The organism is Mycobacterium hackensackense (assembly GCF_025822555.1).
Taxonomy (GTDB): domain Bacteria; phylum Actinomycetota; class Actinomycetes; order Mycobacteriales; family Mycobacteriaceae; genus Mycobacterium; species Mycobacterium fluoranthenivorans.
In genome coordinates this window covers 928800-955480 of the sequence record NZ_JACKUC010000029.1, presented here as the reverse complement: position 1 = coordinate 955480, position 26681 = coordinate 928800, and the positions used below count along the sequence as shown (strand labels likewise).

The 26681-nt window shown below is 68.0% G+C and carries 32 protein-coding genes; 9 read left to right on the top strand and 23 right to left on the bottom strand.

What is annotated here, in order from left to right:
* Nucleotides 1–756 carry a class I SAM-dependent methyltransferase gene (locus H7J86_RS07650; RefSeq protein ID WP_267290237.1) on the bottom strand — a complete coding sequence of 252 codons (756 nt, stop codon included), beginning with the start codon at nucleotides 754–756 and terminating at the stop codon, nucleotides 1–3.
* A gap of 27 nt (nucleotides 757–783) precedes the next feature.
* Between H7J86_RS07650 and H7J86_RS07645 the strand changes: the two genes are divergently transcribed.
* Entirely contained in the window at nucleotides 784–1503 is a 720-nt protein-coding gene (locus tag H7J86_RS07645) for a YqjF family protein (protein ID WP_267290235.1), read from the top strand.
* 31 nt (nucleotides 1504–1534) lie between these two features.
* Here H7J86_RS07645 and chrA read toward each other — a convergent pair whose 3' ends face one another.
* Genes chrA through H7J86_RS07625 form a run of 4 tightly spaced genes read right to left on the bottom strand, consistent with a single transcriptional unit; the run spans nucleotide 1535 to nucleotide 4402 of the window.
* The gene (gene chrA / locus H7J86_RS07640) at nucleotides 1535–2686 is read right to left on the bottom strand and encodes a chromate efflux transporter (RefSeq protein WP_235632768.1); all 1152 of its coding nucleotides are present in this window, start codon (nucleotides 2684–2686) and stop codon (nucleotides 1535–1537) included.
* Between the two features lie 17 nt (nucleotides 2687–2703).
* Nucleotides 2704–3030 (bottom strand): GNAT family N-acetyltransferase, encoded by a 327-nt coding sequence (locus H7J86_RS07635; RefSeq protein WP_267290233.1) that lies wholly within the window; start codon nucleotides 3028–3030, stop codon nucleotides 2704–2706.
* A gap of 3 nt (nucleotides 3031–3033) precedes the next feature.
* On the bottom strand, nucleotides 3034–3891 hold the full coding sequence (locus tag H7J86_RS07630) for an SDR family oxidoreductase (RefSeq protein WP_267290231.1): 858 nt from the start codon (nucleotides 3889–3891) through the stop codon (nucleotides 3034–3036).
* A 19-nt stretch (nucleotides 3892–3910) separates the two neighbouring features.
* Nucleotides 3911–4402, bottom strand: a complete 492-nt coding sequence (locus H7J86_RS07625; protein ID WP_187098632.1) for a YbaK/EbsC family protein — start codon at nucleotides 4400–4402, stop codon at nucleotides 3911–3913.
* A 207-nt stretch (nucleotides 4403–4609) separates the two neighbouring features.
* On the opposite strand from H7J86_RS07625, the gene H7J86_RS07620 reads away from it, so the two are divergent.
* Both H7J86_RS07620 and rsrA read left to right on the top strand, forming a co-directional pair.
* Complete coding sequence (locus tag H7J86_RS07620) at nucleotides 4610–5257, top strand: sigma-70 family RNA polymerase sigma factor (protein WP_170847192.1); 648 nt, start codon at nucleotides 4610–4612, stop codon at nucleotides 5255–5257.
* Nucleotides 5254–5562, top strand: a complete 309-nt coding sequence (gene rsrA, locus H7J86_RS07615; RefSeq protein WP_267290229.1) for a mycothiol system anti-sigma-R factor — start codon at nucleotides 5254–5256, stop codon at nucleotides 5560–5562. Before H7J86_RS07620 ends, rsrA begins: the two co-directional genes overlap by 4 nt.
* 64 nt (nucleotides 5563–5626) lie before the next feature.
* Here rsrA and H7J86_RS33575 read toward each other — a convergent pair whose 3' ends face one another.
* Nucleotides 5627–5719, bottom strand: a complete 93-nt coding sequence (locus H7J86_RS33575) for a 50S ribosomal protein bL37 (RefSeq protein ID WP_090355725.1) — start codon at nucleotides 5717–5719, stop codon at nucleotides 5627–5629.
* Nucleotides 5720–5845: 126 nt separating this feature from the next.
* Between H7J86_RS33575 and H7J86_RS07610 the strand changes: the two genes are divergently transcribed.
* Entirely contained in the window at nucleotides 5846–6061 is a 216-nt protein-coding gene (locus H7J86_RS07610) for a biotin/lipoyl-binding carrier protein (RefSeq protein ID WP_090356248.1), read from the top strand.
* 12 nt (nucleotides 6062–6073) lie between these two features.
* Nucleotides 6074–7582 (top strand): sensor histidine kinase, encoded by a 1509-nt coding sequence (locus H7J86_RS07605; protein ID WP_090355723.1) that lies wholly within the window; start codon nucleotides 6074–6076, stop codon nucleotides 7580–7582.
* A 72-nt stretch (nucleotides 7583–7654) separates the two neighbouring features.
* On the opposite strand, the gene whiB1 is transcribed toward H7J86_RS07605, so the two are convergent.
* The 3 genes from whiB1 to H7J86_RS07590 form a co-directional block, all read right to left on the bottom strand.
* Entirely contained in the window at nucleotides 7655–7909 is a 255-nt protein-coding gene (gene whiB1 / locus H7J86_RS07600) for a transcriptional regulator WhiB1 (protein ID WP_036402183.1), read from the bottom strand.
* 251 nt (nucleotides 7910–8160) lie between these two features.
* Nucleotides 8161–9108 carry a diacylglycerol/lipid kinase family protein gene (locus H7J86_RS07595; RefSeq protein WP_187098633.1) on the bottom strand — a complete coding sequence of 316 codons (948 nt, stop codon included), beginning with the start codon at nucleotides 9106–9108 and terminating at the stop codon, nucleotides 8161–8163.
* A 114-nt stretch (nucleotides 9109–9222) separates the two neighbouring features.
* Nucleotides 9223–10110: a LysR substrate-binding domain-containing protein gene (locus tag H7J86_RS07590; RefSeq protein ID WP_187098634.1), complete on the bottom strand. Its 888-nt coding sequence runs from the start codon at nucleotides 10108–10110 to the stop codon at nucleotides 9223–9225.
* Between the two features lie 77 nt (nucleotides 10111–10187).
* Between H7J86_RS07590 and H7J86_RS07585 the strand changes: the two genes are divergently transcribed.
* From H7J86_RS07585 to H7J86_RS07570, 4 genes are read left to right on the top strand one after another with little or no spacing between them, the layout of a single operon-like run.
* Entirely contained in the window at nucleotides 10188–11399 is a 1212-nt protein-coding gene (locus H7J86_RS07585) for an acetyl-CoA C-acetyltransferase (RefSeq protein WP_267290227.1), read from the top strand.
* Nucleotides 11396–12148, top strand: a complete 753-nt coding sequence (pcaD, locus tag H7J86_RS07580; RefSeq protein ID WP_267290225.1) for a 3-oxoadipate enol-lactonase — start codon at nucleotides 11396–11398, stop codon at nucleotides 12146–12148. The genes H7J86_RS07585 and pcaD overlap by 4 nt, the downstream gene beginning before the upstream one ends.
* The gene (locus H7J86_RS07575; protein WP_090355711.1) at nucleotides 12145–12921 is read left to right on the top strand and encodes a CoA transferase subunit A; all 777 of its coding nucleotides are present in this window, start codon (nucleotides 12145–12147) and stop codon (nucleotides 12919–12921) included. Before pcaD ends, H7J86_RS07575 begins: the two co-directional genes overlap by 4 nt.
* Complete coding sequence (locus H7J86_RS07570; RefSeq protein ID WP_267290223.1) at nucleotides 12918–13565, top strand: CoA transferase subunit B; 648 nt, start codon at nucleotides 12918–12920, stop codon at nucleotides 13563–13565. The genes H7J86_RS07575 and H7J86_RS07570 overlap by 4 nt, the downstream gene beginning before the upstream one ends.
* Here the strand turns inward: H7J86_RS07570 and H7J86_RS07565 are convergent.
* The 14 genes from H7J86_RS07565 to pcaH all read right to left on the bottom strand — a co-directional run bounded on the left by H7J86_RS07565 (nucleotide 13562) and on the right by pcaH (nucleotide 26670).
* The gene (locus H7J86_RS07565) at nucleotides 13562–14980 is read right to left on the bottom strand and encodes an HNH endonuclease signature motif containing protein (RefSeq protein WP_267290222.1); all 1419 of its coding nucleotides are present in this window, start codon (nucleotides 14978–14980) and stop codon (nucleotides 13562–13564) included. The two genes, H7J86_RS07570 and H7J86_RS07565, sit on opposite strands and share 4 nt — an antisense overlap.
* Before the next feature lie 126 nt (nucleotides 14981–15106).
* Nucleotides 15107–15355, bottom strand: coding sequence for a F0F1 ATP synthase subunit C (locus tag H7J86_RS07560; protein WP_187098640.1), 249 nt, complete (start codon nucleotides 15353–15355; stop codon nucleotides 15107–15109).
* A 10-nt stretch (nucleotides 15356–15365) separates the two neighbouring features.
* A complete protein-coding gene (locus H7J86_RS07555; RefSeq protein ID WP_267290220.1) occupies nucleotides 15366–16583 on the bottom strand; it encodes a glycosyltransferase in 1218 nt (405 codons plus the stop codon).
* Nucleotides 16580–17209 (bottom strand): TetR/AcrR family transcriptional regulator, encoded by a 630-nt coding sequence (locus H7J86_RS07550; protein WP_187098642.1) that lies wholly within the window; start codon nucleotides 17207–17209, stop codon nucleotides 16580–16582. The genes H7J86_RS07555 and H7J86_RS07550 overlap by 4 nt, the downstream gene beginning before the upstream one ends.
* 69 nt (nucleotides 17210–17278) lie before the next feature.
* Entirely contained in the window at nucleotides 17279–17782 is a 504-nt protein-coding gene (locus H7J86_RS07545) for a M15 family metallopeptidase (protein ID WP_267290218.1), read from the bottom strand.
* A gap of 10 nt (nucleotides 17783–17792) precedes the next feature.
* Nucleotides 17793–18194, bottom strand: a complete 402-nt coding sequence (locus tag H7J86_RS07540; protein WP_267290216.1) for a YchJ family protein — start codon at nucleotides 18192–18194, stop codon at nucleotides 17793–17795.
* Nucleotides 18181–19098: a LysR family transcriptional regulator gene (locus tag H7J86_RS07535; RefSeq protein WP_187098645.1), complete on the bottom strand. Its 918-nt coding sequence runs from the start codon at nucleotides 19096–19098 to the stop codon at nucleotides 18181–18183. Before H7J86_RS07535 ends, H7J86_RS07540 begins: the two co-directional genes overlap by 14 nt.
* Before the next feature lie 21 nt (nucleotides 19099–19119).
* Nucleotides 19120–21399, bottom strand: a complete 2280-nt coding sequence (locus tag H7J86_RS07530) for a CaiB/BaiF CoA-transferase family protein (protein WP_267290214.1) — start codon at nucleotides 21397–21399, stop codon at nucleotides 19120–19122.
* 4 nt (nucleotides 21400–21403) lie between these two features.
* Nucleotides 21404–22639, bottom strand: a complete 1236-nt coding sequence (locus tag H7J86_RS07525; protein WP_267290212.1) for an acyl-CoA dehydrogenase family protein — start codon at nucleotides 22637–22639, stop codon at nucleotides 21404–21406.
* A gap of 1 nt (nucleotide 22640) precedes the next feature.
* On the bottom strand, nucleotides 22641–23693 hold the full coding sequence (locus H7J86_RS07520; RefSeq protein WP_267290210.1) for an acyl-CoA dehydrogenase family protein: 1053 nt from the start codon (nucleotides 23691–23693) through the stop codon (nucleotides 22641–22643).
* A gap of 76 nt (nucleotides 23694–23769) precedes the next feature.
* Entirely contained in the window at nucleotides 23770–24144 is a 375-nt protein-coding gene (pcaC, locus tag H7J86_RS07515) for a 4-carboxymuconolactone decarboxylase (RefSeq protein WP_235632766.1), read from the bottom strand.
* The gene (locus H7J86_RS07510) at nucleotides 24141–25337 is read right to left on the bottom strand and encodes a lyase family protein (protein WP_267290208.1); all 1197 of its coding nucleotides are present in this window, start codon (nucleotides 25335–25337) and stop codon (nucleotides 24141–24143) included. The genes pcaC and H7J86_RS07510 overlap by 4 nt, the downstream gene beginning before the upstream one ends.
* The gene (pcaG, locus tag H7J86_RS07505) at nucleotides 25334–25888 is read right to left on the bottom strand and encodes a protocatechuate 3,4-dioxygenase subunit alpha (protein WP_090355693.1); all 555 of its coding nucleotides are present in this window, start codon (nucleotides 25886–25888) and stop codon (nucleotides 25334–25336) included. The genes H7J86_RS07510 and pcaG overlap by 4 nt, the downstream gene beginning before the upstream one ends.
* Complete coding sequence (gene pcaH / locus H7J86_RS07500) at nucleotides 25885–26670, bottom strand: protocatechuate 3,4-dioxygenase subunit beta (protein ID WP_187098651.1); 786 nt, start codon at nucleotides 26668–26670, stop codon at nucleotides 25885–25887. The genes pcaG and pcaH overlap by 4 nt, the downstream gene beginning before the upstream one ends.
* Nucleotides 26671–26681 lie beyond the last annotated feature (11 nt).

Sequence of the window (26681 nt, the reverse complement as noted above, 5' to 3'; positions counted from 1 at the left end):
TCAGCGTCGGACGGCGGTCACCGCCGCATAGGGCGAATCGAAGGTCACCCCACCGGGTCCGGCGTGCGCGGAGAACGCCGAGGCGAACGCGTCCAGCAGCCGGGACCGCGTCCCGTCGTCGAGCTGACCCAGGATCGACAGGTGTACCGGCGATTCCCGGGTGAGGAACCGCATCGCCTGCTCGGTTGATTCGAATTGCCATGTGAGCACACCGGATTCGACGTGGATATCGGTGAAATCGCCGGCCAGTCGAGCCTCGGCGGTGCCCGGCTCACCCCACTGGTCGGGACCGTATGCACCAGGTGGCGGCGGCCCGAGCACCTCCACGATCGGGTTGTAGAACGGGTTGTCGGCAGCGCGCACCCAGGTGGAGAAGCCGAGTACGCCGCCGGGGCGCAGCAACCGGGTCAGTTCGGCGACCATGGCACCGGGTTCGACGAAGATGAGGCCCATATTCGACACGGCGGCGTCGAATTCGGCAGCGGGCAGCCCGGTGGCACTGGCGTCGGCGGCCACCCAGCGCACGGCGTCACCGCCGGGTTTGGCGGCGGCGATCGCCAACAGTTCGGGCGTGATGTCGACCCCGGTGACCTTCGCACCCGCGGCGGCGGCGGCCAGCGCCGCGCTGCCGGTCCCGCAGGCCACGTCGATCACGTCGGCACCGTGCAGCGGTCCCAGCGCTGCGACGATGCGCGTGGCGATCGGGGCGATGTGTTCGGCGACGGATTCATACCGTCCTGCGGACCAGGTCGTCACCTGGTCACCCTATGTCAGGATGACCCGGTGTCAGGCTTCTCCGTCACCGCGCCGCCGTTGCCGCGCCCGGTGTTCATCGGGCAGTTCTGGGGGGACCTGACGTTCCTGCACTGGCCTGCCGAACCGGACTCCGTCGCGCACCTGTACCCGGCGGGTACCCGTCCGGATGTGTTCGAGGACGGGCTGACCTACGTGGGTCTGGTGCCGTTCGTCATGACGTGCAGCGCACTCGGCGACCGGTTGCCGTTGCCGTACTTCGGCGCATTCGCCGAGACCAACGTCCGGCTGTATTCGGTCGACGACGCCGGCCGGCACGGTGTCTTGTTCCGGTCGTTGGAGACCGAGCGGCTCGCGGTCGTCGGGCTCACCCGGGCCGTGCTCGGCGTGCCCTACACCTGGGCCCGGATGCGAGTCACCCGGCACGACAACACGATTGCCTACGCCAGTGTCCGGCGCTGGCCGCGGCGGGGGCTGCGCTCCCGGCTGGAGGTGCTGGTCGGGGATCCGGTGCAACCGACCCCGCTGGAGATCTGGCTGACCGCCCGCTGGGGTGCGCACACCCGCAAGGCCGGGCGCACCTGGTGGGTGCCCAACGAACACCCGGCGTGGTCCCTGCACGCCGCCGAGGTCATCGGGCTCGACGACGATCTGGTGCCGGCGAGCGGTGTCACGGTGGCGGGGCCGCGGCTGCGGGCGCTGTACTCGGCCGGGGTGCGTGCCCGTTTCGGCCGGCCCAGTCTGGTCTGACACCCACCCGGTCTGAGTACCCACCCGCCGGTCAGCCCACCGGCCACCCGATCAGGTACGCACCGACGCCGAGCAGGGCCGCGCCGACCAGTGTGCCGACCACCCCGCGGCGGGCGATCAGCAGGGCCACCGCCGCCGCCGCCAGAACGCCGAACTGCCAAGCATGTTCGGCGCCGAGTGCCAGCGGTACCGCGGACCCGGTGATCGCCCCGATCACCGCGGGGCCGGCACCGGCCAGGAACGCCTGCACATACCGGTTCGCGCGCAGTGCGTCGAAATGCCGACCGCCCGCGATGACCATCACGAACGACGGTCCGAAGGCGAACAGCGCGGCCAGGAGTGCGCCGCCCAGCCCCGCCGCGGCGTAGCCGACCACCGCGACGGTGTGCAGCACCGGCCCCGGGGTGAGCTGGCCCAGCGCCACGGCATTGAGGAACTCGGCGTCGGTCATCCAGTGGTGCTGGTGCACGGCGTCGTCCTGCATCAGCGGGATGATGACGAACCCGCCGCCGTAGGACAGCGCACCGACCTTGAACGCCGTCCACAGCAGGGCCGGGATCCCGGCCAGTGCCGGGGCGGCGGCCAGCAGTACCGGCCAGGCATGTGCGGCGGCGCGCGACGGTCTGACCCGGGCTGTGATCTCCAGCAGGCCGGCGGCGATCAACACCAGTACCAGCCACGGACCGGTCAATGCGGCGGCGAGCGCGCCGGCGGCGAAGTAGCCGATCCAGCGGGCCCGGTTCCAGCGGCTCACGCCGGCGCGCTGCCAGCTCGACGGGATCAATCCGAAGGCCGCATGTACCGCGACCGCCGCCACCGCGGCACCCGCGCCGGCGGCGGCGCCGCGTGCCCAGCCGGGTGCGCCGCCGGACAGAAAGAACGCCGCGAGCGCGAGGATCACGAACAACCCGGGCAGGATGAACGCCAGACCGCCGACGATCGCCCCGCTGAACCCACGCAGCCGCCAGGCGGTGTAGATCGCCAGCTGTGTCGACGCGGGACCCGGCAGCAGGTTCATCGCGGCGATCGCGTCCTCGAACTCGTCTGCGTCCAGCCACCGGCGCCGCTGCACGCAGAGCTCCCTGAGCAGGGCGATATGGGCCGGTGGCCCACCGAAGCCCAGGCAACCGATTCGGCCCCACTGGCCGGCGATGGTCATCAGCGGCACCCGGGACTCGCCCACGTGTCGTTCCCTTCAGGTCATCGAGCGCGGACCAGCTCCACCGCCGACTCGGTCACCGGATCCACCGACGCCGCGAAGGCTTCGTCTTCGGCGTGCTTGTCCAGGAAGCTTTTCACAAACGGGCACAGCGGCACGACCCGCAGTCCCGATTCGACGGTGGCGGTCAGGGCAGCGCGAATCAGCGTGCTGGCCAGACCTTTACCGCCGAATTCCGCGCCGATCTCGGTGTGGAAGAAGATCCGCTGATTCTCGTGGTCGAGGTACTGGGCGAAGCCGGCGAGGTCACCGCCGTAGTACACCTCGAACCGGGACAGTGGCGGGGCGTTGACGACCGTGGGTTGCATGGATCAGGGCCCGACGTATCCCGGCGGATTCGGGGTGTCCACCCACAGGTCGACGCCGAGATCGGACCCGGGAATGCAGTCATAGACCGACAGGTCGGTGACCCCGGAATCCAGCAGCACGTCCTCGCACAGCAGGCTCTGGCCGGTGTATTCGCGGGCCGGTTGGGTGAAGATCGCGTAGGCCGCATCGGAATACACCTGCGGTTTACGCGCCCGGGCCATCGCCTCGTCGCCGCCCAGCAGGTTCTGCACCGCCGCGGTGGCCACCAACGTGCGCGGCCACAGCGTGTTGGACGCGATTCCCGCCTCCCGTAGTTCCTCGGCGATTCCCAACGCGCACAGCGTCATACCGAACTTCGCCATCATGTAAGCGGTCGGCTTGAGCCATTTCGATTCCAGCCGGATGGGCGGCGAAAGGGTGAGGATGTGCGGATTGGCGCGGCCTTTCATATGCGGGATACAGGCCTGGGACACCGCGTAGGTGCCGCGGATCTGGATACCGTTCATCAGGTCGAAGCGCTTGAGCGGCACCTCTTCGACGGAGCCAAGGTTGATCGCCGAGGCGTTGTTCACGCACAGGTCGATACCGCCGAACTGGGCGACCGCTTGAGCTACCGCGGAGGCCACCGAGTCCCCGTCGCGGACATCGCCGACGATGGGCAGGGCCTGCCCGCCGGCCTGCTCGATCTCCTTGGCGGCCGTGTAGACGGTGCCCTCGAGTTTGGGATGCGGTTCGGCGGTCTTGGCGAGCAGGGCGATGTTGGCACCGTCGGCGGCGGCCCGTTTGGCGATCGCCAGCCCGATACCGCGGCTGGCGCCGGAGATGAACATGGTCTTCCCGGAGAGTGGCGCTTGCGTCATGGCTGAAACCTTATGCCGCCTATCCGGCACTGATGTCGGCGATGACGGCCTTGGTCGCGGTGATCAGATCCTGGGGTGACAGCGCGACATCCCAGCCGCGCTTGCCCGCACTGCACAGCACCCGGTCCCAGCCGAGTGCGGAGGCGTCGACGACGGTCGGCAGTGTCCGGCGCTGGCCCAGGGGAGAGATGCCGCCCAGCACGTAGCCGGTGGAGCGTTCCGCCGCGGTTCGGTCCGCCATCGTGACCTTGGCGAGGCCGAGTGCGGCGGCCGCGGCCTTCAGCGACAGCTTCGAGGGCACGGGTAGCACCGCGACCGCCAGGTCACGACCCGACGCGACCACCAGGGTCTTGAAGATCTGCCCTGGTTGCAGACCATGCGCGGAGGCCAGTTGTGCGACGGCCTCCTCGCCGAACGACTCGGCTCGTGGGTCGTGGTCGTAGCGCAGGATCTCGTGCGGGAGGCCGGCGGTGATCAGGGCCGCGATCGCGGGAGTCGCTGCGTGTGCCACGGCGTCAGCCTAGGACCGAGTCCCAACGCTGGGAATGACCGAGCCGGGTACCGGTGTTATTGCAGGTGCGACGGGGCGCAACGGCCACCGGCAGGAATTGTCGGCGGCAACCTTTAGGATCGTGGAAGGAGTTTTTCAGTGTCAACGGCATGCCTGGAACGCCCGGTGTACCTGCTGGAGCCGTTCGGTCGTGCCGCGACGGAAGGGATGGGTCCTGTCACGATGACCGATATAGACGAGGCGCCCGCCCCGACCGAAGAGACCGACGCCGAACTCACCGCCCGTTTCGAACGCGACGCGATCCCGCTGCTGGATCAGCTCTACGGTGGCGCGTTGCGGATGACGCGCAACCCCGCCGATGCCGAGGACCTGGTGCAGGAGACCATGGTCAAGGCCTACGCAGGGTTCCGGTCGTTCCGTGAGGGCACGAACCTGAAGGCGTGGCTCTACCGCATCCTGACCAACACCTACATCAACAACTACCGCAAGAAGCAGCGTCAGCCGGCGGAGTATCCGACCGACGAGATCACCGATTGGCAGCTGGCGGCGAACGCCGAGCACAGTTCCACGGGCTTGCGGTCGGCGGAGGTGGAAGCGCTGGAGGCCCTGCCGGACAGCGAGATCAAGGATGCCCTGCAAGCATTACCGGAGGAATTCCGCATGGCGGTCTACTACGCCGATGTCGAGGGATTCCCGTACAAGGAGATCGCGGAAATCATGGATACCCCGATCGGGACGGTGATGTCTCGACTGCACCGAGGCCGTAAACAGCTGCGCGACCTGCTGGCCGATGTGGCCCGCGAACGCGGATTCCTGCGTGGCGAGCGACTGGCCACCGAGGAGGTTTCGTCATGAGCGAGTACCCGCGGTCCGAGGAGCACACGTTCGTACCCCCGGTGGGTCCGGTCGATCCCGACCATCCCGAGTGTGCGGCGGTGATCGCCGAGGTGTGGACACTGCTCGACGGTGAATGCACCGCCGAGACGCGGGACAAGCTCCGTCATCACCTGGACGAGTGCCCGACCTGCCTGCGCCACTACGGCGTGGAGGAGCGGGTGAAGAACCTGCTGTCCACCAAATGCGGCGGCGAAAAGGCCCCTGACGGCCTCCGTGCGCGCCTGCGGTTGGAGATCAGCCGTACCACCATCATCCGGGGCTGAATTCGCCCCACAGACGAAACCGCCCGGACTCAGCGAGTCCGGGCGGTTTCGTGATGCGTGGGGGTCAGCGCACTGACTTCGAGCCTGCGTTCGGCCGCTTGCCGTGGTTGGCCTTGGTGTGCTTCCGATCGCGCTTCTTGCGGCCCCGCTTGGCCATGTTTCTACCTCCGTGTTTGTTGACGCTTACGTCCAGTGTCTCACGGCGCAGGTGGTGCTCCGTCCATCGGACGGTGTGGTTCGATAGAGCCCTCTAGTAAGTGTTCGCCGAAAGAGTGGGGTGAAGATGGCCGAGGACGTACGCGCCGAAATCGTGGCCAGTGTGCTCGAGGTCGTCGTGAAGAAGGGTGACCAGATCGGCGCCGGCGACACCGTGGTGCTTCTGGAGTCGATGAAGATGGAGATCCCGGTGCTCGCCGAGGTGGCGGGCACGGTCACCGAGGTCAGTGTCGCGGTCGGCGACGTCATCCAGGCCGGCGACCTCATCGCCGTGATCAGCTAGCACTCCCGGCCCATGTCGACTCTCGGCGACCTGCTTGCCGAGCACACCGTCCTGCCCGGCAACGCCGTCGACCACCTGCACGCGGTGGTCGGGGAGTGGCAGTTGCTCGCAGACCTGTCCTTCGCCGACTACTTGATGTGGGTACGCCGCGACGACGGAATGCTGGTGTGCGTGGCCCAGGTCCGGCCGAACACCGCTCCCACCGTGCTGCTGACCGATGCCGTCGGCACCACCCAGGACGGCCCGGCGATGCCGGTCGTCGTGGACGCCTTCAACTCCGGGACCATCGGCCGGGAAAGCGATGCCGGCGAAACGGACTCGCATGACGGCAACTGGCTGAACGTGGAAGCGGTCCCGGTCCGTCACCGCGATCAGGTCGTCGCCGTCCTCACCCATCAGACCGCACTGGCCGATCGCCGTAAGGTCAGTCCGTTGGAGCGGGCTTACCTGGACTGCGCGCGTGACCTGCTGCGCATGCTCAACGAGGGCACCTTTCCCAATGTCGGTGACGCCGCGATGTCGCGCTCCAGCCCCCGGGTGGGTGACGGGTTCATCCGGTTGGACGTGAACGGGGATGTCACGTTCGCCAGCCCGAACGCGCTGTCGGCGTATCACCGGATGGGGTTGAACGCCGAGCTCGAAGGGCACAATCTGATCGCCATCACGCGCCCGCTCATGATGGACTCGTTCGAGGCCCAGGAACTCGCCAAGCACGTGCGGATCTCGGTGGCCGGCGGCGCCAGCACCCGGATGGAACTCGACGCCGGTGGCGCGGCGGTGCTGCTACGCACCATCCCGCTGCTCACGGGCGGCGAGGCGGCCGGTGCGGCCGTGCTGATTCGCGACGTCACCGAGATCAAACGCCGGGACCGGGCGCTGCTGTCCAAGGACGCCACCATCCGCGAGATCCATCACCGGGTGAAGAACAACCTGCAGACGGTGGCCGCACTGCTGCGCTTGCAGGCTCGTCGCACCAACAATGCCGAAGGCCGCGAGGCGCTCAACGAATCGGTGCGCCGGGTGTCTTCCATCGCCCTGGTGCACGACGCGCTGTCGATGTCGGTGGACGAGGAGGTCAACCTCGACGAGGTGGTGGACCGCATCGTGCCGATCATGAACGATGTCGCGTCCGTCGACAGCCCCATCCGGATCACCCGGGAAGGCGACCTCGGCGTGCTGGACGCAGACCGGGCGACGGCCCTGATCATGGTGATCACCGAACTCGTCCAGAACGCGCTGGAGCATGCGTTCGACGGTCAGGTGTATGGCGCGGTCACGATTCGCGCGGAGCGATCCGCGCGCTGGCTGGATGTCGTCGTGCACGACGACGGGCGGGGACTGCCGGAGGGCTTCAGCTTGGAGAAGTCGGACCGGCTCGGCCTGCAGATCGTTCGCACGTTGGTGTCGGCCGAACTGGACGGATCGCTGGGAATGCACGATGTCCCCACCGGTGGCACGGACGTGGTGTTGCGGGTGCCGATCGGGCGTCGCAGCAGATTCACATTGGACAGTAAGCTGTGACACAGATCATTGCTCAAAAAAGGTGTGGCTCCGCCGATTTCGGCGGAGCCACACCTTTGAGCGAGCGAAGCGTCAGACGCCGCTGCGGGCCTTGGTGCGAGCGTTGCGACGCTTGAGCGCGCGACGCTCGTCCTCGCTCATCCCGCCCCACACGCCGGCGTCCTGGCCCGACTCAAGTGCCCAGCTCAGGCACTCGGTGGTTACCGGACACCGGTTGCAGACGAGCTTCGCGTCGGCGATCTGAGCGATGGCCGGCCCACTGTTTCCCACGGGGAAGAACAGTTCCGGATCCTCGTCGCGACAGACCGCCTTGTGGCGCCAATCCATGAGTCCAACTCCTTATCGTTTGCGCGCGGCAGCGCGCTAATTTTGTTTTTCGGCTGTTGTTAACGCGTGCACACGAAATGTTTCTGCACTGTTGCATCCGATGCTTTCACAGGCTGAACAGATGTCAATAGCGGCGCGTTAACTCGTGGGCAATGTCACTACCCGACCGGGTTACCTGACCGCTTACCCGTTTGTACTACACTCAACTCACTTGCGCTCAAAAATTTTTGAGGCTTTCCTAAATCCGCTGGTCAGGCCTTTTTTGCCGCGGGTGCCACGACGGCCAGAGCGTCCGGGACCGACGTGAACGTCATGGTTTCCCGCTTTCCGATGTAATCACCGTCAATTTGGCAGTCAACGGGTGTGGCGCTGGTCACCCGCAGCCAGGGCAGGTCGTCCTCGCGGATCAGATGGCGAGCCTTGATGTCCGGCTTGGCCGAGATCATCCGTCGCACCAGCCCGAGGTTGGCCCACACGTTCATGCTCGTGGTCGCGAAGACTCCCAGGCCGGTCTCGAAGGTCGTGGTGGGGTTCGTCCAGACCGGACGGGTGTTGGCGTAGGTCCACGGGCTTGAGTTGGACACGAAGACGAAATGGACGCCCGGTACGGGGTCGCGGTCCGGGAGCTCAAGGGTCAGGGTGGGTTCCTTGCGCGCGTTGGCGAGCACTTCCCGGATCGCCACGCGGATGTAGCGCGCTGCGGTGACCTTGCGGCCCTTCTCGCGCTGCGCCTCCACCGCGGCGACGACGGCTCCGTCCACACCCATCCCCGCGGTGAACACACCCCACCGCTCGCCGCAGTGCATCAGGCCGATACGGCGCCACGCGGCACCGTTGCGGTGCGCGCTGAGCAGGTCCACGAGCTGGTTGGTCGCCTCGATCGGGTCCGGGCTGATGCCCAGCGAGCGGGCGAACACATTCGCCGAACCGCCGGGCACGATGGCGACCGCGGGAGTCTTGGGTGCCGGATTCTCCAGGATGCCGTTGACCACCTCGTTCACCGTGCCGTCACCGCCGTGCACGATCACCACGTCGATGCCCGTCGCCGTGGCCTCCCGGCCGATCTCGATGGCGTGCCCGCGGTGGTTGGTGTGCACCACGCTGAGCTCGGTGCGGCTCTCCAGGGCGTGTGCCAGCAGATCACGTCCCGCGGCGGTGGTCGACGTAGCGTTCGGGTTCACGATCAGCACGGCACGCACGGGGTATCAGCCTAACCTGGAACGGCCGTACCGCGCCGCGGCCACTGCAACGCCAGGTGGCCGGCGCATGACCATCAGATGTTGTATTGGCGCACAGATGATCTCGTGAGCCGGCTACAGGTCGGACTGCTCGTGGAGTACCCGTAACACATTCTCGATCAGCGGGGACCGGTCGCCGACCAGGTGGGCGGCGACCAGATCCACGCCTAGGCTCTCCGGTACCAGTGGGAGGTAGCGCACCCCGGCGATGTCGAGCGCCGCGGTCGGCGCGGGAACGATCGCCACGCCCAGCCCCGCGGCCACCAAGGTGACCAGGGTCGAGGTCTCCATCACCTCATGCCGTACCCGAGGGACGAATCCGGCCTCGGCGCACACCGCGGACAGCACGCTGCTCATCACCGAGCGCCCCTGGCTCGCGTGAGCGATGAAGTCCGCCTCGCGCAGGTCCTCGACGGCCAAGGTGTCGCGGACGGTCAGCGGGTGTTCGGCGGGCAGTGCCACCAGGAGTCGGTCACGCCGGATCGTCTCGGTGACGACGCCGCCCTGCTGCACCGGAGGGCGCAGCAGGGCCAGATCGATATCGCCGGCGGCTAGTGCCGCCAGTTGTGCGGGGGCGAGCATCTCGCCGCGCACGCTGACCTCCACGCCGGGCAGTGACTCGCCCAGCGCACGCACCAGCCTGGGCAGCAGGGAGTAGGTGGCCGAGCCGACGCAGCCGATGGCGAGCTGACCCTCGGTCCCGCCGGAGATCCGGCGGGCCTGCGCGCCGGCGTCGTCCACGGCGTCGAGGATCCGGATGACGCGGGCGTGGTAGGCCCGGCCGGCGGGAGTGAGCTCGACGCTGCGCGTGGTGCGGGTCAGCAGGGCGACGCCGAGCTCGGTCTCGAGTTGGCGAATCTGCTGGGACAGGGGTGGCTGCGCGATGTGCAGGCTTTCTGCGGCGCGGCCGAAGTGCAGATGTTCGGCGACGGCGCGGAAGTAGCGCAGGTGGCGAAGCTCCACAATTGAGACTCTATACCTATCAATAGTGCTTATTTAAGTATTTCAGAATATGGCGTGCGAGTCCTAACGTCGGATGCATGGACGTCGTCATCTGCAACCCGCTCCGCACGCCGGTCGGCAGGATGGGCGGTGCTCTCGCGGCCCTGACCGCCGCAGACCTGGCCACGGCCACCCTGCGCGAGCTGAGCCGGCGCACCGGTCTCGGTGAGGGCGATATCGACGACGTCATCCTGGGCAACGGGTACGCCAGCGGCGAGGCGCCGGCGATCGGGCGGATCGCGGCGCTTGACGCGGGTCTGGGCACCGGGGTGCCCGGCCTGCAGATCGACCGTCGTTGCGGCTCGGGACTGCAGGCGGTGCTCTACGCCGCTGGTCAGGTGGCGACCGGTGCGGGCCGCGTCATCGTCGCCGGCGGCGCCGAATCGATGTCCAATGTCGAGCATTACGCGCTCGGTCTGCGCACCGGTGTCCGGCAGGGCGGCATCACGCTGGCCGACCGGTTGGACCGGGCCCGGGAAACCGCCGGCGGGGCAACGCATCCGATCGCGGGCGGGATGATCGAGACAGCTGAGAACCTGCGCCGCGAATACGGGATCGGCCGTGCGGAACAGGATGAACTCGCCGTGCGCTCGCATCAGCGCGCCGTCACCGCTCACGAATCCGGGCTGTTCGCAGACGAACTCGTGTCGATCACGGTCCCGGGCCGGCGTGGCGCGCCGGACACCGTGATCGACCGGGACGAGCATCCACGCGCCGACATCACCGTCGAGAAGCTCGCGGCCCTGCGGCCGATCCGCGGTAAGTTCGACGCGGCGGCCACCGTCACCGCGGGCAATGCCTCGGGGCAGAACGACGGGGCGGCGATGTGTGTGGTGACCACCCGTGCGGAGGCCGAAAAGCGGGGCCTGATACCGCTGTTGGCATTGCGGTCCTGGGCGGTCACCGGGTGCGCGCCTGAGGCCATGGGGATCGGACCGGTCGCCGCGACCGCCGCGGCGCTGGACCGGGCCGGGCTCACCCTCGACGAGATCGATCTGATCGAACTCAACGAGGCCTTCGCCGCCCAGGTGCTCGCGGTCTTGGCGGAATGGAAGGTCGACGCCCTCGATGAACGACTGAACCCCAACGGGTCCGGCATCTCACTGGGGCATCCGATCGGTGCCACCGGCGCACGGATCCTGGCCACGGCCGCCTACGAAGCGCGCCGCCGCGACGCCCGCTACGTGCTGGAGACAATGTGCATCGGCGGCGGGCAGGGCCTCGCAGCGGTTTTCGAGGCGGTCAAGTGAGCGCCGTCGACGTGTACGCCGTCGTGACCGGGTCCGGCCCGGCCGTGGTGCTGTCCAATTCGCTGGGCTCCGACCATCGGATGTGGGACGCCCAGGTGGCCGAGCTTGAGAAGCACTTCACCGTGGTGCGTTATGACACCCGTGGACACGGCGCCTCCCCGGTGCCCACCGGCCCCTACTCGATCGACGATCTCACCGATGACCTGGTCGCCCTGCTGGACCGCCTCGACATCGAGCGAGCCCACGTGGTGGGCCTGTCACTCGGCGGGATGACCGCGATGCGACTGGCGGCACGCAACCCCGAACGCGTCGACCGGATGGTCCTGCTGTGCACCGGGGCTCACCTGCCGCCCGCGCAGGGCTGGACCGACCGGGCCGCCACCGTCCGCGCCGGTGGCAGTGACGCGGTCGCCGAGGCGGTGGTCGCGCGCTGGTTCAGTCCCGGTTACCCGGGCGACCGCACGTACTGGCAGCAGATGGTGGCCGCCACGGATGCCGAAGGGTACGCGGCATGTTGTGAGGCCATTGCGAAACTCGATGTACGCGAACAACTTCAGGATATCGCCGCGCCGACGCTCGTCATCGCCGGCAGCGACGATCCCGCCACCCCGCCCGCCGTGCTCGCCTCGATCGCCGACGCCGTACCCGACGCCCGGCTGCTGATCGTCGAGCAGGCCGCCCATCTGGCCAACGCCGAACAGCCCGCCATCATCACCTCCGCCATCATCGATCACCTGGAGCAGTCATGACCCTCAACAAGGTCGTCGGTTCGGCCGCCGAAGCGGTCGCCGATATCCCGAACGGCGCGAGCCTGGCCGTCGGTGGATTCGGATTGGCCGGAATCCCGTGGTTTCTCATCAGCGCGTTGCTTGAGCAGGGCGCCGGCGATCTCACCATCGTCAGCAACAACTGCGGTGTGGACGGGGCCGGTCTGGGCCTGCTGCTCGAGGCCCGCCGGATCAGCCGGGTGGTCGCGTCGTATGTCGGCGAGAACAAGGAGTTCGCGCGGCAGTACCTGTCCGGTGAGCTGACGGTGGAACTCACCCCGCAGGGCACGCTGGCCGAGCGACTGCGGGCCGGCGGCAGCGGGATCGGTGCGTTCTTCACCCCTACCGGTGTGGGCACGCTGGTGGCCGAGGGGGGTCTGCCGTGGCGCTACCGCAGCGACGGTTCGGTCGCCCTGGCGTCACCGGCCAAGGAGGTCCGTACCTTCGGCGGCAAGGAGATGGTGTTGGAGGAATCCATCGTCACCGATTACGCGCTGGTGCGGGCGGCAGTTGTCGACAAGGCAGGCAACTGCAAGTTCCATGCCGCCGCAAGGAATTTCAACCCGCCCGCGGCCATGGCGGGACGGATCACCGTGGTCGAGGCCGAGCAGGTCGTCGAGGTCGGGGTCTTGCATCCTGACGAGATCCACCTACCGGGCATCTTCGTGAAGCGGATCGTCGAATTGACCCCGCAGCAGGCCGCCCACAAGGACATCGAGAAGCGCACCATCCGAGCCCGAGGAGCCGACCAATGAGCTGGACCCGCGACGAGATGGCGGCCCGTGCCGCTCGTGAACTGCGCGACGGTGACTACGTCAACCTCGGTATCGGGTTGCCCACGCTGATCCCCGACTACCTGCCTGCAGGCTCGGATGTGACGCTGCACGCCGAGAACGGCATCCTCGGCGTCGGGCCCTTCCCCTATGACGACGAGGTCGATCCCGACCTGATCAACGCGGGCAAGCAGACCGTGTCGGTGGTGGCGGGGGCGTCGTTCTTCGACTCCGCCACCAGTTTCGCGATGATCCGCGGGGGCCACGTCGACGTCGCCGTCCTGGGTGGCATGCAGGTCGCCGCGAACGGTGATCTGGCCAACTGGATGGTGCCCGGATCGATGGTCAAGGGGATGGGCGGTGCGATGGATCTGGTCAGCGGCGCCGGCCGGGTCATCGTGCTGATGGACCACGTCGCCAAATCCGGTGCAGCCAAGCTGGTGTCAGCTTGCGACCTGCCGCTCACCGGCAAGGGTGTGGTCAGTCAGGTCATCACCGATCTCGGCGTGTTCGATGTGACCGGTGACGGATTCGCGGTCGTCGAGCTGGCCCCCGGTGTCACCCTCGAGGACGTTGTTGCCAAGACGGGTGCGCCCGTCACCGACAGCCGGGTCGCGGTCGCCTAGCTTCGGCTCCTTCGTTGCTCCTTTCGTTGATCGATTCGCGCTTGGTTTTCGGTGCGTTCGGCGTGGACGCGGGCGGCGTGTTCCTGGGTGCGGGTGTGCGTGCGTCTGGGCATTTTGAGTTCGCGCCCTAACGCGGCGTGCGGCGGCTGCAGCTCCGGTGTCCCGGTGGGTTCCCCTAGCGCAGGGAACCAGTGCGCGCCGTGGGGTGTCGTGGTGTACGAGTGTCCCGTGGGTGTGGTCCAGACGACGGTGCCATCGGGTGCCTGGATGTCAGACCACCCGGCGTGGAAGGTCTTCAACAGGTGATGAAACCTGCACAGTAGCTTCAGGTTTGAGGGGTGAGTTGGTCCCGCTGGCCAGGGGATGGTGTGGTCGACATCGCAGTGTTCGGCGGGTGTGTCACACCCCGGGAATCGGCAGGTGAGGTCGCGGCAGCCGATGAACTCGGCCAGCGCGGCGCTGGGCCGGTACCGGGATTCGGCCTGCGGCAGCGGGATAAGGATTTCTTTGATGGTGGCCCCGGCCGCGACCAAATCGGTGATCTGCTCGGCGGGGACCAATCCGTGTGCAGGTAAGAGCGCGGGGGTGTGCGGGTCGCCGGTGAGGGTGGCTTGTTCGGCGATCACGTGGATCACGAACTTCCCCGCGACTGGCGTACCCCCAGCGGTAGCGGTAGCAGGGCAATCGTCCTGGCCGCACAGGCAGGCCAGGGGGCGTCCCAGCGCCAACGCGCCGAGGGCATCGGCGCGGCGTTGGGTCTTGGTTCGCGGATCACCACGGCACACTCCGTCGGCGAGGACATCGAGTGCGGCATCCAACGCCGCGGCGACCTCGGCGCGGACACTGGCCCAGACATCGGCCATGCCCCCGGGGCGGGGGTCGATATCCACCCGGCGGTTGTCCACCGCCGGGCGGGGTGCGCGGACCCCGGCGGGGTCGGTGCGGGCGATGACCCCGTCGATGCGTCTCTGCTGTTCTGGACCCGAGTGTCGGGCCCACCTGGCTATTTTGGCGGCGAGTTGTGCGTCGATGACCGCCATGCGGCCGGGGTCGTCCACCAAATCGGTACGCGCCACCACCGTCCCGACCAGTCGGCGGTCTACGGCACCGCTGGCGTACACCGCGGCCACCGCGGGCAGCCGTTCGCGCAGCGCGATGGCCAACTTCACCTGGGCTTTGGCCCGGCGCTGAGAGACCCCTTGTGCGGCGGCCACTTCGGCCACCAGACCGCTGTAGCCGTCGATCACCCAATTGAGCTTGTCCACGTCATCCTCGGGCGAGCGCAGCTCATAGAGATCGGCAATCGCCGACAACCGGGCCGCGCCGGCCGCATTCTCCTGGCGGCTGGCGGCGTGCATGGCATCCAGCGCCGCGGCGGCCCGCCGGCGTTCTGCATTCAACAGTGTATCGAACATACGTTCGATCATATGTGGGCGCACTGACATTCTTGGGCGTCAAAACTTGTGCAGCGGAAGCCTCTTCGCTTAGCTGGGCTAGGTGAGATCCCGGACTTATCTAGCCCAGCTAAGCGAAGAGGCTTGTCAGGTGCCCGGTGTGGCGAAGACGAACAACGCCATGAACGCGACGTTGATGAAGTAGATCGCTTCGACCAGCCCGACGGTGATGAGGAACGGTGTGAAGAGTCTCGATTGCGCCTCGGGTTGCCGCGCGACACCGGCGATGAATTGCGAACCCGCCAATCCGTCGCCGATACCGGCTCCGATCGCGCCGCCGGCAAGGACGATCGCTCCAGAGAGGAGTGCGTACCCCAGCACTGTTGGATCGGTCATCGGCTCTCCTTCAGGGTAGGTGTTTCTCGATGATCGAAATGGCCTGTCCGATACCGTCTTCGGAATTGATCTCGGATGCGATCCGTTCGGTGTCGGCCTTCAACCCGGGATCGAGCGCGCCGCGGATCGCCGTGGCAAGGCGCTCTGCCGTCAGTCGCCGTTGCGGGATGATGGCACTGCACGCGCCGAGTTCGCGGAGTCGGCGAGCCCAGAATGCGCTGTCGCCGTGGCCGGGCAGCGCGATGGACGGCACTCCGGCCCGCAGTCCAGCCGCCGCGGTTCCGGCGCCGCAGTGGTGGGCCACGGCCGTTGTTTGCGGGAACAGCCAGTCGTGTGGCACGTCGCCAATGGTGAGGACGCCGTCGCCAGCCGCTTCGAGACTCGCCCACCCGGACTGCACCAGCATCCTGCTGCCGGTCAACTCCGCTGCGCGGACGAACAGTCCGGCCAGTTCCCTCGCGCGCGCGGCGGTGGTCATCACACTGCCGAGCCCGACGAACACCGGCGGCGGCCCGTCGGCGAGGAAGGCTGCCAGATCGTCGGGTGGCTCCCAGTGTGTCGGCGTGGGTGGCCACCAGTAGCCCGTCACCTCAAGGCCGGGGCGCCAATCTACGGGCCGCGGTGCGACGAGTGGTGAATATCCATGCAGCACTGGACAATCTGCGTTCGTTCGCAGTCTGCGCAGCTTGCGTGCGGATACCTTCGGTAGCCCGAGGTCCCGACGGAACCCCGCCATCACCGCACCATAGAGACGATCGACAAACCAGGCGCCGGCGTCGGCGATGACGCGGTTGCCGTGCCGGCCCAGGCTTCGGATGCCGAGCACGGACGGCGGATAGGCGGAGGTCGCCGAGATCGGTTGTAGCCGAACTCCCAGTGCGGGAATACTTTTGGCTTCAGCCAGCGGATGTCCGGCCAGCTCGGCGAACGGTGAGAGCAGCAATATGTCGGCGGGTTCGTCGGCATCGGCGGTGAGGATGGTGTTGCCGAGTTTGCGCATCCCGGCCGGGGACGCGAATGCGGCGAGTTCTCGTGCCGGATCGTCCGTGCTTTCGATGGCTGCGGGAAGCTCGCGGAAACGAAGCCCGCAGTCGGTGATCATGGCACCGAACGGGGAGTAGGCCGTGACAGACACATCGTGCCCTGCGCTTTGGAGGGCGGCCCCGAGGCCGGTCAGTGGTGCGACATCTCCGCGACTGCCGATGGCGATGATGCTGATCCGGCTCACGTCGACGCTCCGCAGGCCGTGCTGAAGATCTTGACCAGATCCTCGCCGTAGGACAGTGCGTCGAAATCGGGCTCCCGCAAGATCTTCTCGACCACCGCGTTGACCGCACCACGCAGCGCGATGGCCATCGATTCGATGGGAAAGTCACCGAACTCGCCGTCGGTTTGGCCCACAGCCAGAAATGCTCCGGGATCCACAGCGGCCAGGTGTCCGGTCAGTTCGGGGCTGAGTCCCATTTCGTCGAAACGACGTCCGTCGGCGGGGGAGAAGTTGGCGCTGATCTGTGTCAAGGCGACCAGGTGCGCTCGGTTCGTGTCGAAATAGGCGATGTTCGACCGGATGTAGGCGGCGAGCTTGCCGTGTGCGGTGGTCTCGGCTTCCAGTGCGGGATGCACCACGTCGAGCGCCGCGCGATACATCGATTCGATGATCGCGTCGACCAGTTTGTCCTTGGTGCCGAAGTGATAGAGCACGGCACTCATCGCCACGCCGACCCGGTCGGCGATCTTGCGAATGGAGGTGTTGGTCCAGCCGATCTCGGCGACCACCTCGATGGCACTGGAGACGATCTGGGCGCGGCGGGCCGACTGGATGAAGGTCAGCGGCTTTGCGGTATCAGATCGCATGATCGAAGATTAGATCAGTTGATCTGTTTTTGGAAGCGCATCGAACTCAGGGGCGAGTGCGAAGGGACATCAGCCCGCGGCGTCGGGCAGCAACGCCGGGCAGTTCCCGTACGGGTCGGCGGTCAGTTCGAAATGCCACAGCTCGTTGGCGTACGTCCGGCACAGCCCGAATCGGGCACCGTTGGTGATCAGCCATTGGTCGGCACCTGTCCCGCCGACGTCGACCGCGGCACCGATGACGTGTTTGGAGTGTTCCGGGGTCTGCACGTACTGACGGGCCGCCGCCAGGCTGCCGTACGTGGCCACCGCGTCGTCGAGTAGTCGCTGCTGGAATTCGGGGGAGCGCCAGCCGGAGGTGATGGTCATGGTGATGCCGTCGGCCGCCGCCGCGGTGGTCGCGTTCTGGATGGCGGCGAGCAGTGCCGGATCAAGCCGGCCGATCGCCGGATTCTGCACGTCGAATGCGGTGAGCACCTGGTCATCGGTCAGCGAGCCGTCCGCGGTGTCGGCCTGGGCGACGGGCGCCGCCAGCAATCCGATCACCAGGGCACCCACCGCCGCCGTCGTCCGCATGTCCGCCAGCCTACGTTCGCTCTCCTGGGAAGACGCCGTCGACATAGCGCCACGCGCCATCACGGCCACGACGGAACCGGCTGCGCTCGTGCAGGATCTGCCGCCGACCGTCGGCAACGTACTGGGCACGGAATTCGACGATTCCGGTCGCGTCATCCGGCCCGCCGGCCTCGGTGTCCACGATCTGCAGCCGGCGCCAGGTCATGGTGTCGTCCAATTCCAGCCGATCGGGCCGGGTGGCCGGGTCCCAGCTGGCCAGCAGGTACTCGACCGCGCCGACAGCGAAAGCGCTGAAGCGCGAACGCATCAGCGCTTCGGCGGTGGCAGCAGAGCGCTCGCCGCGGTGCAACGCACCACAGCACCCGGCGTAGTCCGTGCCCGACCCGCACGGGCAGGTGTCACGGCCGGGCACGTGCCAGCTCCAGTTCGCCGGCGAGCTGGTCCACCAGTGCTTCCAGGTCGGGCCGACCGGTCACCCACGCGAGCGCGATCTGTGCTGGGGCCCAAGTGCTTTCGTCGATGGGAATGAGTTTGAACTCCGGCGGTGAGAAGATCCGGCCGATGAACGACGCCGGTGCATAGGTGACCACCGCGACCAGCTGGCGGTTGAACACCTGGGTGGCCATCTCAAGCTCACCGCCGAGCTGGTTGGTGGTGCGCACGATTCTGGTGATGCCGCGGGCATTGAGGCTGCGGGTGAGGCCGGCCAGCACCACCGGGTTCGGCCGGGCGAAGTCGATCACCACGTCCCGGTCGCGCAGCGCCTCGATGGTGACCAGATCGTGGGCGGCCAGCGGATCGTCGTAGCGGACCGCGATAGCGCCCGGATACCGGGCCACCACGCGGTGCTGCAGGCGCTTGTCCGAGGACGGCAGATGGATGAGTCCGACGTCCAGGTTCCCGGACACCAGCTTGGCGGTCACCTCGGCGGCCGAGCCTGGCAGGCTGAACTCTGCCGGGACGGGCAGGGCGGCAACCGTGGTCTCCAGCAGCGCAAGGAAATCCGACGGTGCGTAGGCGGTGGCGCCGATGCGCACGGGTGCGGCGGCACCGGTGATCCGGGCCGCTGCCGCACTCAGGTCATCGACCCGGCGCAGGATGTCGCGCGCCGGCTCGAGCAGTTGCGTGCCCAGCGGGGTGAGTCGAACCTCGTGGTAGTTGCGTTCGAACAACGGCCCGCCGAGTTCGCGCTCCAGCAGTTTGATCTGCTTGCTGAGCGGGGGCGGGGTGATCATCAGCCGGTCGGCGGCACGTTTGAAGTGCAGTTCGTCGGCGACTGCGACGAAGTATCGCAACCGGGTGATGTCGATACCCATGATCCCCGCATCGTACGAGGCTCAGGTGCCGGCGATCTCCAGCACGCCGCGCGCGATGAGGTCGTCGATCTCCGGATCGGGTAGTCCCAACATCTCGCGGGCGATCTCCCGGGTCTGTTCCCCCAGCAGCGGCGCCTGCCGCAGTGGCGGATCGGCGATCCGCTCGGAGTGGATCTGTACGTTCTCCAACACGAACGGCTCGGCCCCATGCGGGTGCAACTCCTCACGGAAATCGCGGCGCGCGACGTAGTACTCCCAGTCCGGTACGTCAGCCGCGTGGAAAACCGCACCCGCGGGGACGCCCGCGGCCTGCAGCAGCTCCATGGCCTCGGCCGGAGTGCGCCGAGCCGTCCATTCGCGCAGGTCCTCGGTGCCGATCACGGTGCGCAGTGCCTCGCGGTCGGCGGCGTCGCGGACGGTCACCGCGATCCAGGCATCCGCACCGGACCCGGGGAACAGTCCCCACGGCGCGTCGGGGTCGGCACTGTCGGTGCGGGTGTGTCCACGGCGGGCCAGCACTTCGCCGGCGATCTCGGCGGCCAGATGGCTGAGCATCACCTCCGACTGCGCGACGCTGACCGCACCGCCGGTGCCGGTGCGTTCCCTGCGCACCAGCAGGGTCAGCGCGCTCAGCGCCCCGATCCGGGCGGCGACGTGGTCGGGGTAGACGGTCACGGTGTCGCAGAATGTCTCCGGTTCGCCCGGATACACCCACAGGTCGGTGAAGCCTGCCGCTGCCCGCACCAGCGGGCCGTAGCCCATCCGCGTGGCCCACGGTCCGGTCGGCCCGAACGCCGAACTGTCCACCACCACGATGCCGGGATTGATCGCGCTCAAGGTGGCGTGGTCCATCCCGAGGCTCGCGGCCACTCCCGGCTTGAAGTTCGTCAGCACCACATCGGAGATCTGCACCAGGCGGTGCGCCAATGCGCGGCCCTCGGCGCCGCGCAGATCGAGTCCGATCGACCGCTTGTTGCGGTGTCCGGCCGCATAGGTGTGGCTCACCGTGGTCAGGTTGCCGCGCAGCCCATCCGGGAACGCGGAGTTCTCGATCTTCACCACGTCGGCGCCCAGATCGCCGAACAGCCGGCCGGTATCGCTGCCCACCACGATCACGCCGAGATCGAGCACCCGCACCCCCTCCAGCGGCAGGCCCTCGTGACGACGGGGCCGGTCGGCCAGGATCGGCGCGCTGCGGGGCGGGACGGCCGCAGTACCGGGGGCGTTGAGTGCGCTGGCCCGGTGACCGTCGATCTCGGCCACACCGACCGGGACCGGTACGCGTAGCCCGGCCTCGAGTTCCACCTCGCGGAAGAAACCACGCTGTTCGACCTGCTCGGTGCGCAGCGCCTCAGGCAGCGTGAGCACCGCCGCGGTAGGCACGCCGTGACGCTGGCCCTCGACCTCCAACTCGGCGCGGGTCCGATCGGCGCAGAACCGGCCGATCGCCGCCAGCAGGGCCGGCGAGCTCAACCGCACCCGCAGGCCGTAGAACGACGGGTCGGCGAATTCGTCGGGCCGGCCCATCCATTCGAACATGCCCTGCCACTGCCGTTTGGCCAGCAGGCAGATCCGGACGTGCCCGTCCTTGCAGGCGATGATCGGGTAACGCAGTTGTTCGGCGTCCCAATTGCGGCGCTGCGCGTTCAGGGCGACACCGGCGGACGCCGTCCCGGCCGTGCCGAACGGCGGATCGAGGGTCTGCATCGCGCCTTCGAGCACCGAGAAATCGATGAGATCACCTGCGCCGGTGCGTAATCGGTCCAGGAATACGCTGACCGTCATGACGGCGGCCTGCGCGGCGGCGACGTGATAGGGCAGCTGGTGTGCCGGCGGCACCAGGGGTTCGCGTCCCGGGATACCCGACCGGGACAGCTCGCTGCTCAGGGCGTGTAACACCGGGGTGGTGGCCTGCCAGCCGCTGAATCGGGTGTCCCGGCCGAAATCGCTGAGGGACAGGATCACCAGACCCGGGTGCCGGGTGCGGATCGTGGTGACCGACAGCGCCTTCTCGGCCGCGGAACCTGGGGCGGTGTTCTCGATGAGGATGTCCGCATCGCCGAGCAGCCGGCCCCAGTCTGCGGCGTCGACCTCCAGCGGAGTCATTCCGTGTCGATTGATCGCCGTTGTCAACGGGACCGAATCGATATGCGGGCCAACAGGTCTGTTCTCCGTGACGCCCGACAGCAGCACCGGGGTGACCTCAGCGCCGAGGTCGGCGAGCAGCCGGCCGACGGCGGTCATCGGGCCGGAGGACAGGTCCAGGATCCGGACGCCGGACAGCGGCGGGTCGTAAGTCATGCTCTCAGCTCCGCCGAGCCTCGCGGAACGGGATGTCGCGGTCCACTTCGGCCTCCTTGGGCAGCCCCAGCACCCGCTCGCCGATGATGTTGCGCTGGATCTGGTCGGTGCCGCCGCCGATGGAGGTGAAGAAGGCGTTGAGCGCCAGGAAGTTGACGTCGTCGGCCTCGGCGTTGTCGGGTCCGGCCAAAAGCGCCTCGGCGCCGATGATCTCGGTCTTCAACGCGGCTTCGGAGTGCAGGATGCGCGACATCGCGAGTTTGCCCAGGGACATGATCGAGCTCGACGTGCCCTGTGCGGTCGCGGCTTTGGCGCGGGCGTTGTTCAGCGCGTTCAGTTCGCGCAGCGCCAGGACCTCCGCCAGTTGCCCGCGGATCGCCGGATCGTCCAGACGGTCGTGGTCGCGGGCCAGCTCGATCAGACTGTCGGCCCGGGACCGGTTGCGCGACGCGCGACCGGCGTCGCCCATGATCGACCGCTCGTAGGCCAGTGCCGTCTGGAGCACCCGCCAGCCGTTGCCCTCGCCGCCGATCAGGTTGGCGTCGGGCACCCGCGCATCGGTGATGAACACCTCGTTGAAATGGGATTCCCCGGTGATCTGGACCAGCGGCCGCACTTCGATCCCGGGCTGGCGCATCGGGATCATGAAGAAGCTGATGCCCTTGTGTTTGGGCACATCCCAATCGGTGCGCGCGATCAGCAGTCCGTACTCCGCCGTCGCCGCGCCCGACGTCCACACCTTCTGGCCGTTGATCACCCAGTCGTCGCCGTCGCGCACCGCCGTGGTGCGCACCGCGGCCAGATCCGATCCGGCGCCGGGCTCGCTGTAGAGCAGGCAGGTGCGGGATCGTTCGGTGATGAAGCCGCGTAACAGTTGGGCTTTCAGGTCATCGCTGCCGAACTTGAGCACGGTGTTGGCCGGGATGCTGTATTTGTCCTGCCGGGCTCCCGGCGCTTTGACCGCACGGAACTCCTGCTCGATGATGGCGGCCAACTCGTTGGGGTACGCGCGGCCGAACCATTGGGTGGGGTAGGTGGGCACGGCGTAGCCGGCGTCGAGCACCTTCTCCAACCAGGCGATCTTCTCCGGTGAACTGGACCACGGGTCAGCGGATTTGGGCAGGCCGATCCAGTGGTGAGCCAGCCATTCGCGGACCTCGGAACGCAGGTCGTCCTGGGGCGAGCGCAGCGACGGGGAGTCGTCCTGGGGCGAGCGAAGCGACGGGGAGTAGTCCGACATCTCAGGCCCCCTTCGCGACCAGGTAGCGTTCCCGGAATTGCGCGGGACTGCCGAACAACGGCACGCCGGTGCGGGCCCGGCGCAGGTATCGGTGCGCCGGATGCTCCCAGGTGAAGCCGATTCCGCCGTGCATCTGGATGGCCTGCATGGCGGTGGTGTGATACACCTGCGCGCAGGTGAATCCGGCGAGTGCGATTGCCGCGTCGGCATTCTCGGTGCCGAACCGCGCGGCGGCATGCTGGGCGGCCGAGGTCGCCGATTCGACCTCCAGCAGCAGATCGGCCGCGATGTGCTTGAGCGCCTGGAAGCTGCCGATCGGCCGGCCGAACTGGATCCGGGTCTTCAGGTAGTCGACGGTGATATCGAAGATCCGCCGCGCCCCGCCGGCCTGCTCACCGGCCAGCGCGATGACCGCGAGGTCGAGGGCGCGCTGCACCGCATCCCATCCCGCGGCGCCGAGCCTGCGCCCCGGGACGCCGTCGAAGCTGAAGGTGGACAGCGGTGTGGAGGGATCGAAAACCGTTGCCGCCGTGCGCTGCAGGCCCGGTGCATCCGGCGTCACCTCGAACACGCCGAAGTCGTGGCCGATGCGCGCCACCACCAGCAGCACATCGGCGACCTGACCATGCAACACGTAATGCGCGGTGCCGTGCAGGATGTCGCCGTCTGCCCGTACCGCCACACCGCCGGGGGACCACGTGCCGGTCGCACCTGTCAGCGCGACGGTGCCGATCCGGGTGCCGTCGGCCAGGCCGGGCAGCAGGCGGCGGCGGTCCTGCTCGTCACCCGCCGCCTCGATGAGCGCGACCGTGAGTACGGCGCTGGCCAGGAACGGCGCGGGCAGCAACGCCGCGCCGGTCTCCTCGGCCACCGCCTCCAACTCCTGGGCGCCCAGGCCGACCCCGCCGTATTCGCTGCCCACCAGCAGTCCGGCCACGCCCTGGGCGGCCAGTTTGTGCCACAGGGTCCGATCGAACTCACCCGGTGCCTCGCTGGAGAGCAGATCGCGCACCGCTGATCGCAGTTCGGCGCGTTCGGCCACGCTGATCGTCATCCGTCCATGCAACGCGACCGCGGGCATGGTGTACATCACGTATCGCGACACCGATACGTTTCCGATACGGAAATGCTCAGCTATCGCCGTCCTCGGCCAGCACCCCGGCGGCGATCCGGAACGCGTTGTTGGCGTCGGGGACCCCGCAGTAGATGGCGCTCTGCAGGATCACCTCTTTGATCTCGTCTGCGGTCACTCCGTTGCGCAGCGCCGCCCGGACATGCATGGCGAACTCCTCATGGTGTCCGCGCGCGATCAGTGCGGTCAGCGTGATCATGGAGCGGCTGCGCCGATCCAAACCCGGACGGGTCCAGATATCACCCCACGCGTAGCGGGTGATCATGTCCTGGAAGTCGGCGGTGAACGCGGTGGTACCGGCGATGGCGCGATCGACATGCGCATTCCCGAGGACCTCCCGGCGGACCGCCATGCCCTCGTCGTAGCCGCTCACTGTGCCTCCTTGAGATGGTTGCGGGCTCGCTGCAGCACCAGGTCCACCAGCATGTCGGTGGCACCCAGGTACTGCGCGGCCGGGGTCCGGCCGGTCAGCCCGGCCATGGTCTGCTGTTCGGCATAGATGCCGTGGGCTTCCCGCTGATGGGTGGCGGCCCGCGCGGTGTCGACACGCAGTCCGGACAACAGGTCGGTGGCCTGGGACGCGGCCACCAGGGCACGCCGGGTCAGGGTCCGCAGGGTCGCCCACTCGGCATGCCAGCCACCGTCGGCCCGTTCGTCGACGCTGGCCGCCGACGCCGCGTGCAGGGTGGCGCCCAGGTGTGGCGCGGTCAACGCGGTCCGGCGCAGCAGCACGGTCAGTACCGGATTGCTCTTGTGCGGCATGGTCGATGACCCGCCGCCGGACCCTTCGGTGAGTTCGCCGGCGCGCACGCCCGCAGCGATGTCGTTGGCGATGTGCCCCCAGGCATCGCAGCAGCCGACGAGGGCGTCACCGGTGCGGGTGATCACCGCGCGGGTGGTGTGCCACGGAAATGCCGGCGCCAGGCCCAGCTTGTCCGCCCAGGACCCCGCCAACGCGAGCGCCGCCTCCGCAGAGCCGGTCAGTTCGGTGGTCGCGGCCAGCGTTCCGGCCGCTCCGCCGGCCGAAACAGGCAGGGCGGGAAGTGCTTCGAGGGTATCGACGGCGTCCAGAATGCCGGCCAGCCAGTTCGCGAACTTGCGTGCAGCGGTCCCGGGCAGCGCGGGCTGGGTCAGCGTACGGGTCAGCAGCGGGGTGGCCCGGTGCCGTTCGGTCAGCCCGATCAGGGCGTGCACCTGCTGGTCGAGTGCACCGGCCAGGGTGGTGAAGGCGTCGCGCAGACACAGCATCAGCGCGGTGTCCAGCACATCCTGACTGGTCAGTCCCCGGTGCAGCCACCGCGCGGTGTCCGCACCGGCACGGTCTCGCAGCAGGCCCACCAGGGCGGTCACCGGGTTGCCGTCGCGTTCGGAACCGGCGGCCACCGTGGCGAGATCGGCTGCGGTGACGAGTTCGCCCAATTCGGCGGCCGCCGACGCCGGAGCCACCGCCGCCTCGACAAGGGTTGCCAGCCAGGCATTCTCGGCGGCGATCAGGTAATCGAGCAATGCCTGATCGCTCATCGCCGGGCCGGCCCGGTGTTCGCCCGGCCAGAACATCTCGCTCACTGGCCGGGGAAGCGCAGGAACACCGTCTCCCGCTCGCCCTGCAAGTGGATGTCGAAACGCAGCCCGTGGTCGTCGCGGTCGGCGATCAGCGTGTCGCGCCGGTCGGCGGGCAGGCCGGCCAGCAGCGGGTCCTCCGCACACGCGGGGCCCGGCACGTAGGCCCGGGTGAACAGGCGGTTCAGCAGCCCGCGCCCGAACACCGTGACGGCGATGAACGGCGCCCGGCCCGGGTCGGTGGCACCGGGTTCCACGGTGGTGAAGCTGAAATGCCCCTCATCGTCGGTGGATACCCGGCCCCAGCCGGTGAACGACCAGCCGTCCCGGTGCAGCGAGCCCGCGGTGTGCGGTACCCGACCGGTCGCGTCGGCCTGCCAGATCTCCAGCATCGCATCGGGTACCGGCTTTCCCGCGCCGTCGGTGACGGTGCCGTGAAATCTGATGGAGCCTGGAACACCGGGTGGCACAAGCTCATTACCGCGTTCGAAGGGCAGGGCGTATCCGTAGAACGGTCCGATGGTCTGGCCCGGGGTCGGGGTCAGCAGCGTGCTCATCGCTGGTCCTCCTCGAAATGCGTGCGGTGCGAACCGGTCAGCACGATGTCCCAGCGGTAGCCGGTGGCCCATTCGTGGCTGGTGACGTCGTGATCGTAGGTGGCGACCAGGCGGTCGCGCGCCTTTTGATCGGTGATGGACTGGTAGATCGGGTCCAACCGGAACAGCGGGTCGCCGGGGAAGTACATCTGGGTGATCATCCGCTGGGTGAAATCGGTGCCGAACAAGGAGAAGTGGATGTGGGCCGGCCGCCAGGCGTTGTGGTGGTTCTTCCACGGGTACGGGCCGGGTTTGACGGTGGTGAAGCGGTAGGTTCCGTCGTCGTCGGTGAGACAGCGGCCGACTCCGGTGAAGTTCGGATCCAGTGGCGCATGGTGCTGGTCGCGTTTGTGGATGTAGCGTCCCGCGGAGTTGGCCTGCCAGATCTCCACCAGCTGGCGGCGCACCGGACGTCCGTCGCCGTCGACGATGCGGCCCGTCACGACGATGCGCTCACCGATCGGGTCACCGTTGTGCTGGATGGTCAGATCCGATTCCAGGCGGTGCACATCGCGCTCCCCGAAAACGGGTGACCACATCTCGAGCGTCTCGGGATCGGCGTGGTGCAGATCCTTGGTGGGATGGCGCAGCAGGCTGCTGCGGTAGGGCGCGTAGTCCAGTCTCGGTTGGAATTCTTCGATACCCGTTTGCAGGTAGGCGGTTTCGATGGCGGACATCTCGGCGTTGACCTCAGCCTGGCTCGCCGATGCGCTGTCGGGGTTGGTGTCGATGCGGGCGGTCATATCGTCTCCTG

Bases quoted from the DNA above. Each gene is read 5' to 3' on its own strand.
- pcaH (WP_187098651.1), bottom strand. From the start codon at position 26,670: ATGACCGCCCGCATCGACACCAACCCCGACAGCGCATCGGCGAGCCAG.
- pcaG (WP_090355693.1), bottom strand. From the start codon at position 25,888: ATGAGCACGCTGCTGACCCCGACCCCGGGCCAGACCATCGGACCGTTC.
- rsrA (WP_267290229.1), top strand. From the start codon at position 5,254: ATGAGCGAGTACCCGCGGTCCGAGGAGCACACGTTCGTACCCCCGGTG.
- H7J86_RS07575 (WP_090355711.1), top strand. From the start codon at position 12,145: ATGACCCTCAACAAGGTCGTCGGTTCGGCCGCCGAAGCGGTCGCCGAT.
- H7J86_RS07630 (WP_267290231.1), bottom strand. From the start codon at position 3,891: ATGACGCAAGCGCCACTCTCCGGGAAGACCATGTTCATCTCCGGCGCC.
- H7J86_RS07525 (WP_267290212.1), bottom strand. From the start codon at position 22,639: ATGTCGGACTACTCCCCGTCGCTTCGCTCGCCCCAGGACGACTCCCCG.
- H7J86_RS07585 (WP_267290227.1), top strand. From the start codon at position 10,188: ATGGACGTCGTCATCTGCAACCCGCTCCGCACGCCGGTCGGCAGGATG.
- H7J86_RS07610 (WP_090356248.1), top strand. From the start codon at position 5,846: ATGGCCGAGGACGTACGCGCCGAAATCGTGGCCAGTGTGCTCGAGGTC.
- H7J86_RS07545 (WP_267290218.1), bottom strand. From the start codon at position 17,782: ATGCGGACGACGGCGGCGGTGGGTGCCCTGGTGATCGGATTGCTGGCG.
- H7J86_RS07535 (WP_187098645.1), bottom strand. From the start codon at position 19,098: ATGGGTATCGACATCACCCGGTTGCGATACTTCGTCGCAGTCGCCGAC.
- H7J86_RS33575 (WP_090355725.1), bottom strand. From the start codon at position 5,719: ATGGCCAAGCGGGGCCGCAAGAAGCGCGATCGGAAGCACACCAAGGCC.
- H7J86_RS07550 (WP_187098642.1), bottom strand. From the start codon at position 17,209: ATGCGATCTGATACCGCAAAGCCGCTGACCTTCATCCAGTCGGCCCGC.
- H7J86_RS07530 (WP_267290214.1), bottom strand. From the start codon at position 21,399: ATGACTTACGACCCGCCGCTGTCCGGCGTCCGGATCCTGGACCTGTCC.
- H7J86_RS07635 (WP_267290233.1), bottom strand. From the start codon at position 3,030: ATGCAACCCACGGTCGTCAACGCCCCGCCACTGTCCCGGTTCGAGGTG.
- whiB1 (WP_036402183.1), bottom strand. From the start codon at position 7,909: ATGGATTGGCGCCACAAGGCGGTCTGTCGCGACGAGGATCCGGAACTG.
- H7J86_RS07520 (WP_267290210.1), bottom strand. From the start codon at position 23,693: ATGACGATCAGCGTGGCCGAACGCGCCGAACTGCGATCAGCGGTGCGC.
- H7J86_RS07560 (WP_187098640.1), bottom strand. From the start codon at position 15,355: ATGACCGATCCAACAGTGCTGGGGTACGCACTCCTCTCTGGAGCGATC.
- H7J86_RS07605 (WP_090355723.1), top strand. From the start codon at position 6,074: ATGTCGACTCTCGGCGACCTGCTTGCCGAGCACACCGTCCTGCCCGGC.
- H7J86_RS07620 (WP_170847192.1), top strand. From the start codon at position 4,610: ATGGGTCCTGTCACGATGACCGATATAGACGAGGCGCCCGCCCCGACC.
- H7J86_RS07565 (WP_267290222.1), bottom strand. From the start codon at position 14,980: ATGTTCGATACACTGTTGAATGCAGAACGCCGGCGGGCCGCCGCGGCG.
- H7J86_RS07570 (WP_267290223.1), top strand. From the start codon at position 12,918: ATGAGCTGGACCCGCGACGAGATGGCGGCCCGTGCCGCTCGTGAACTG.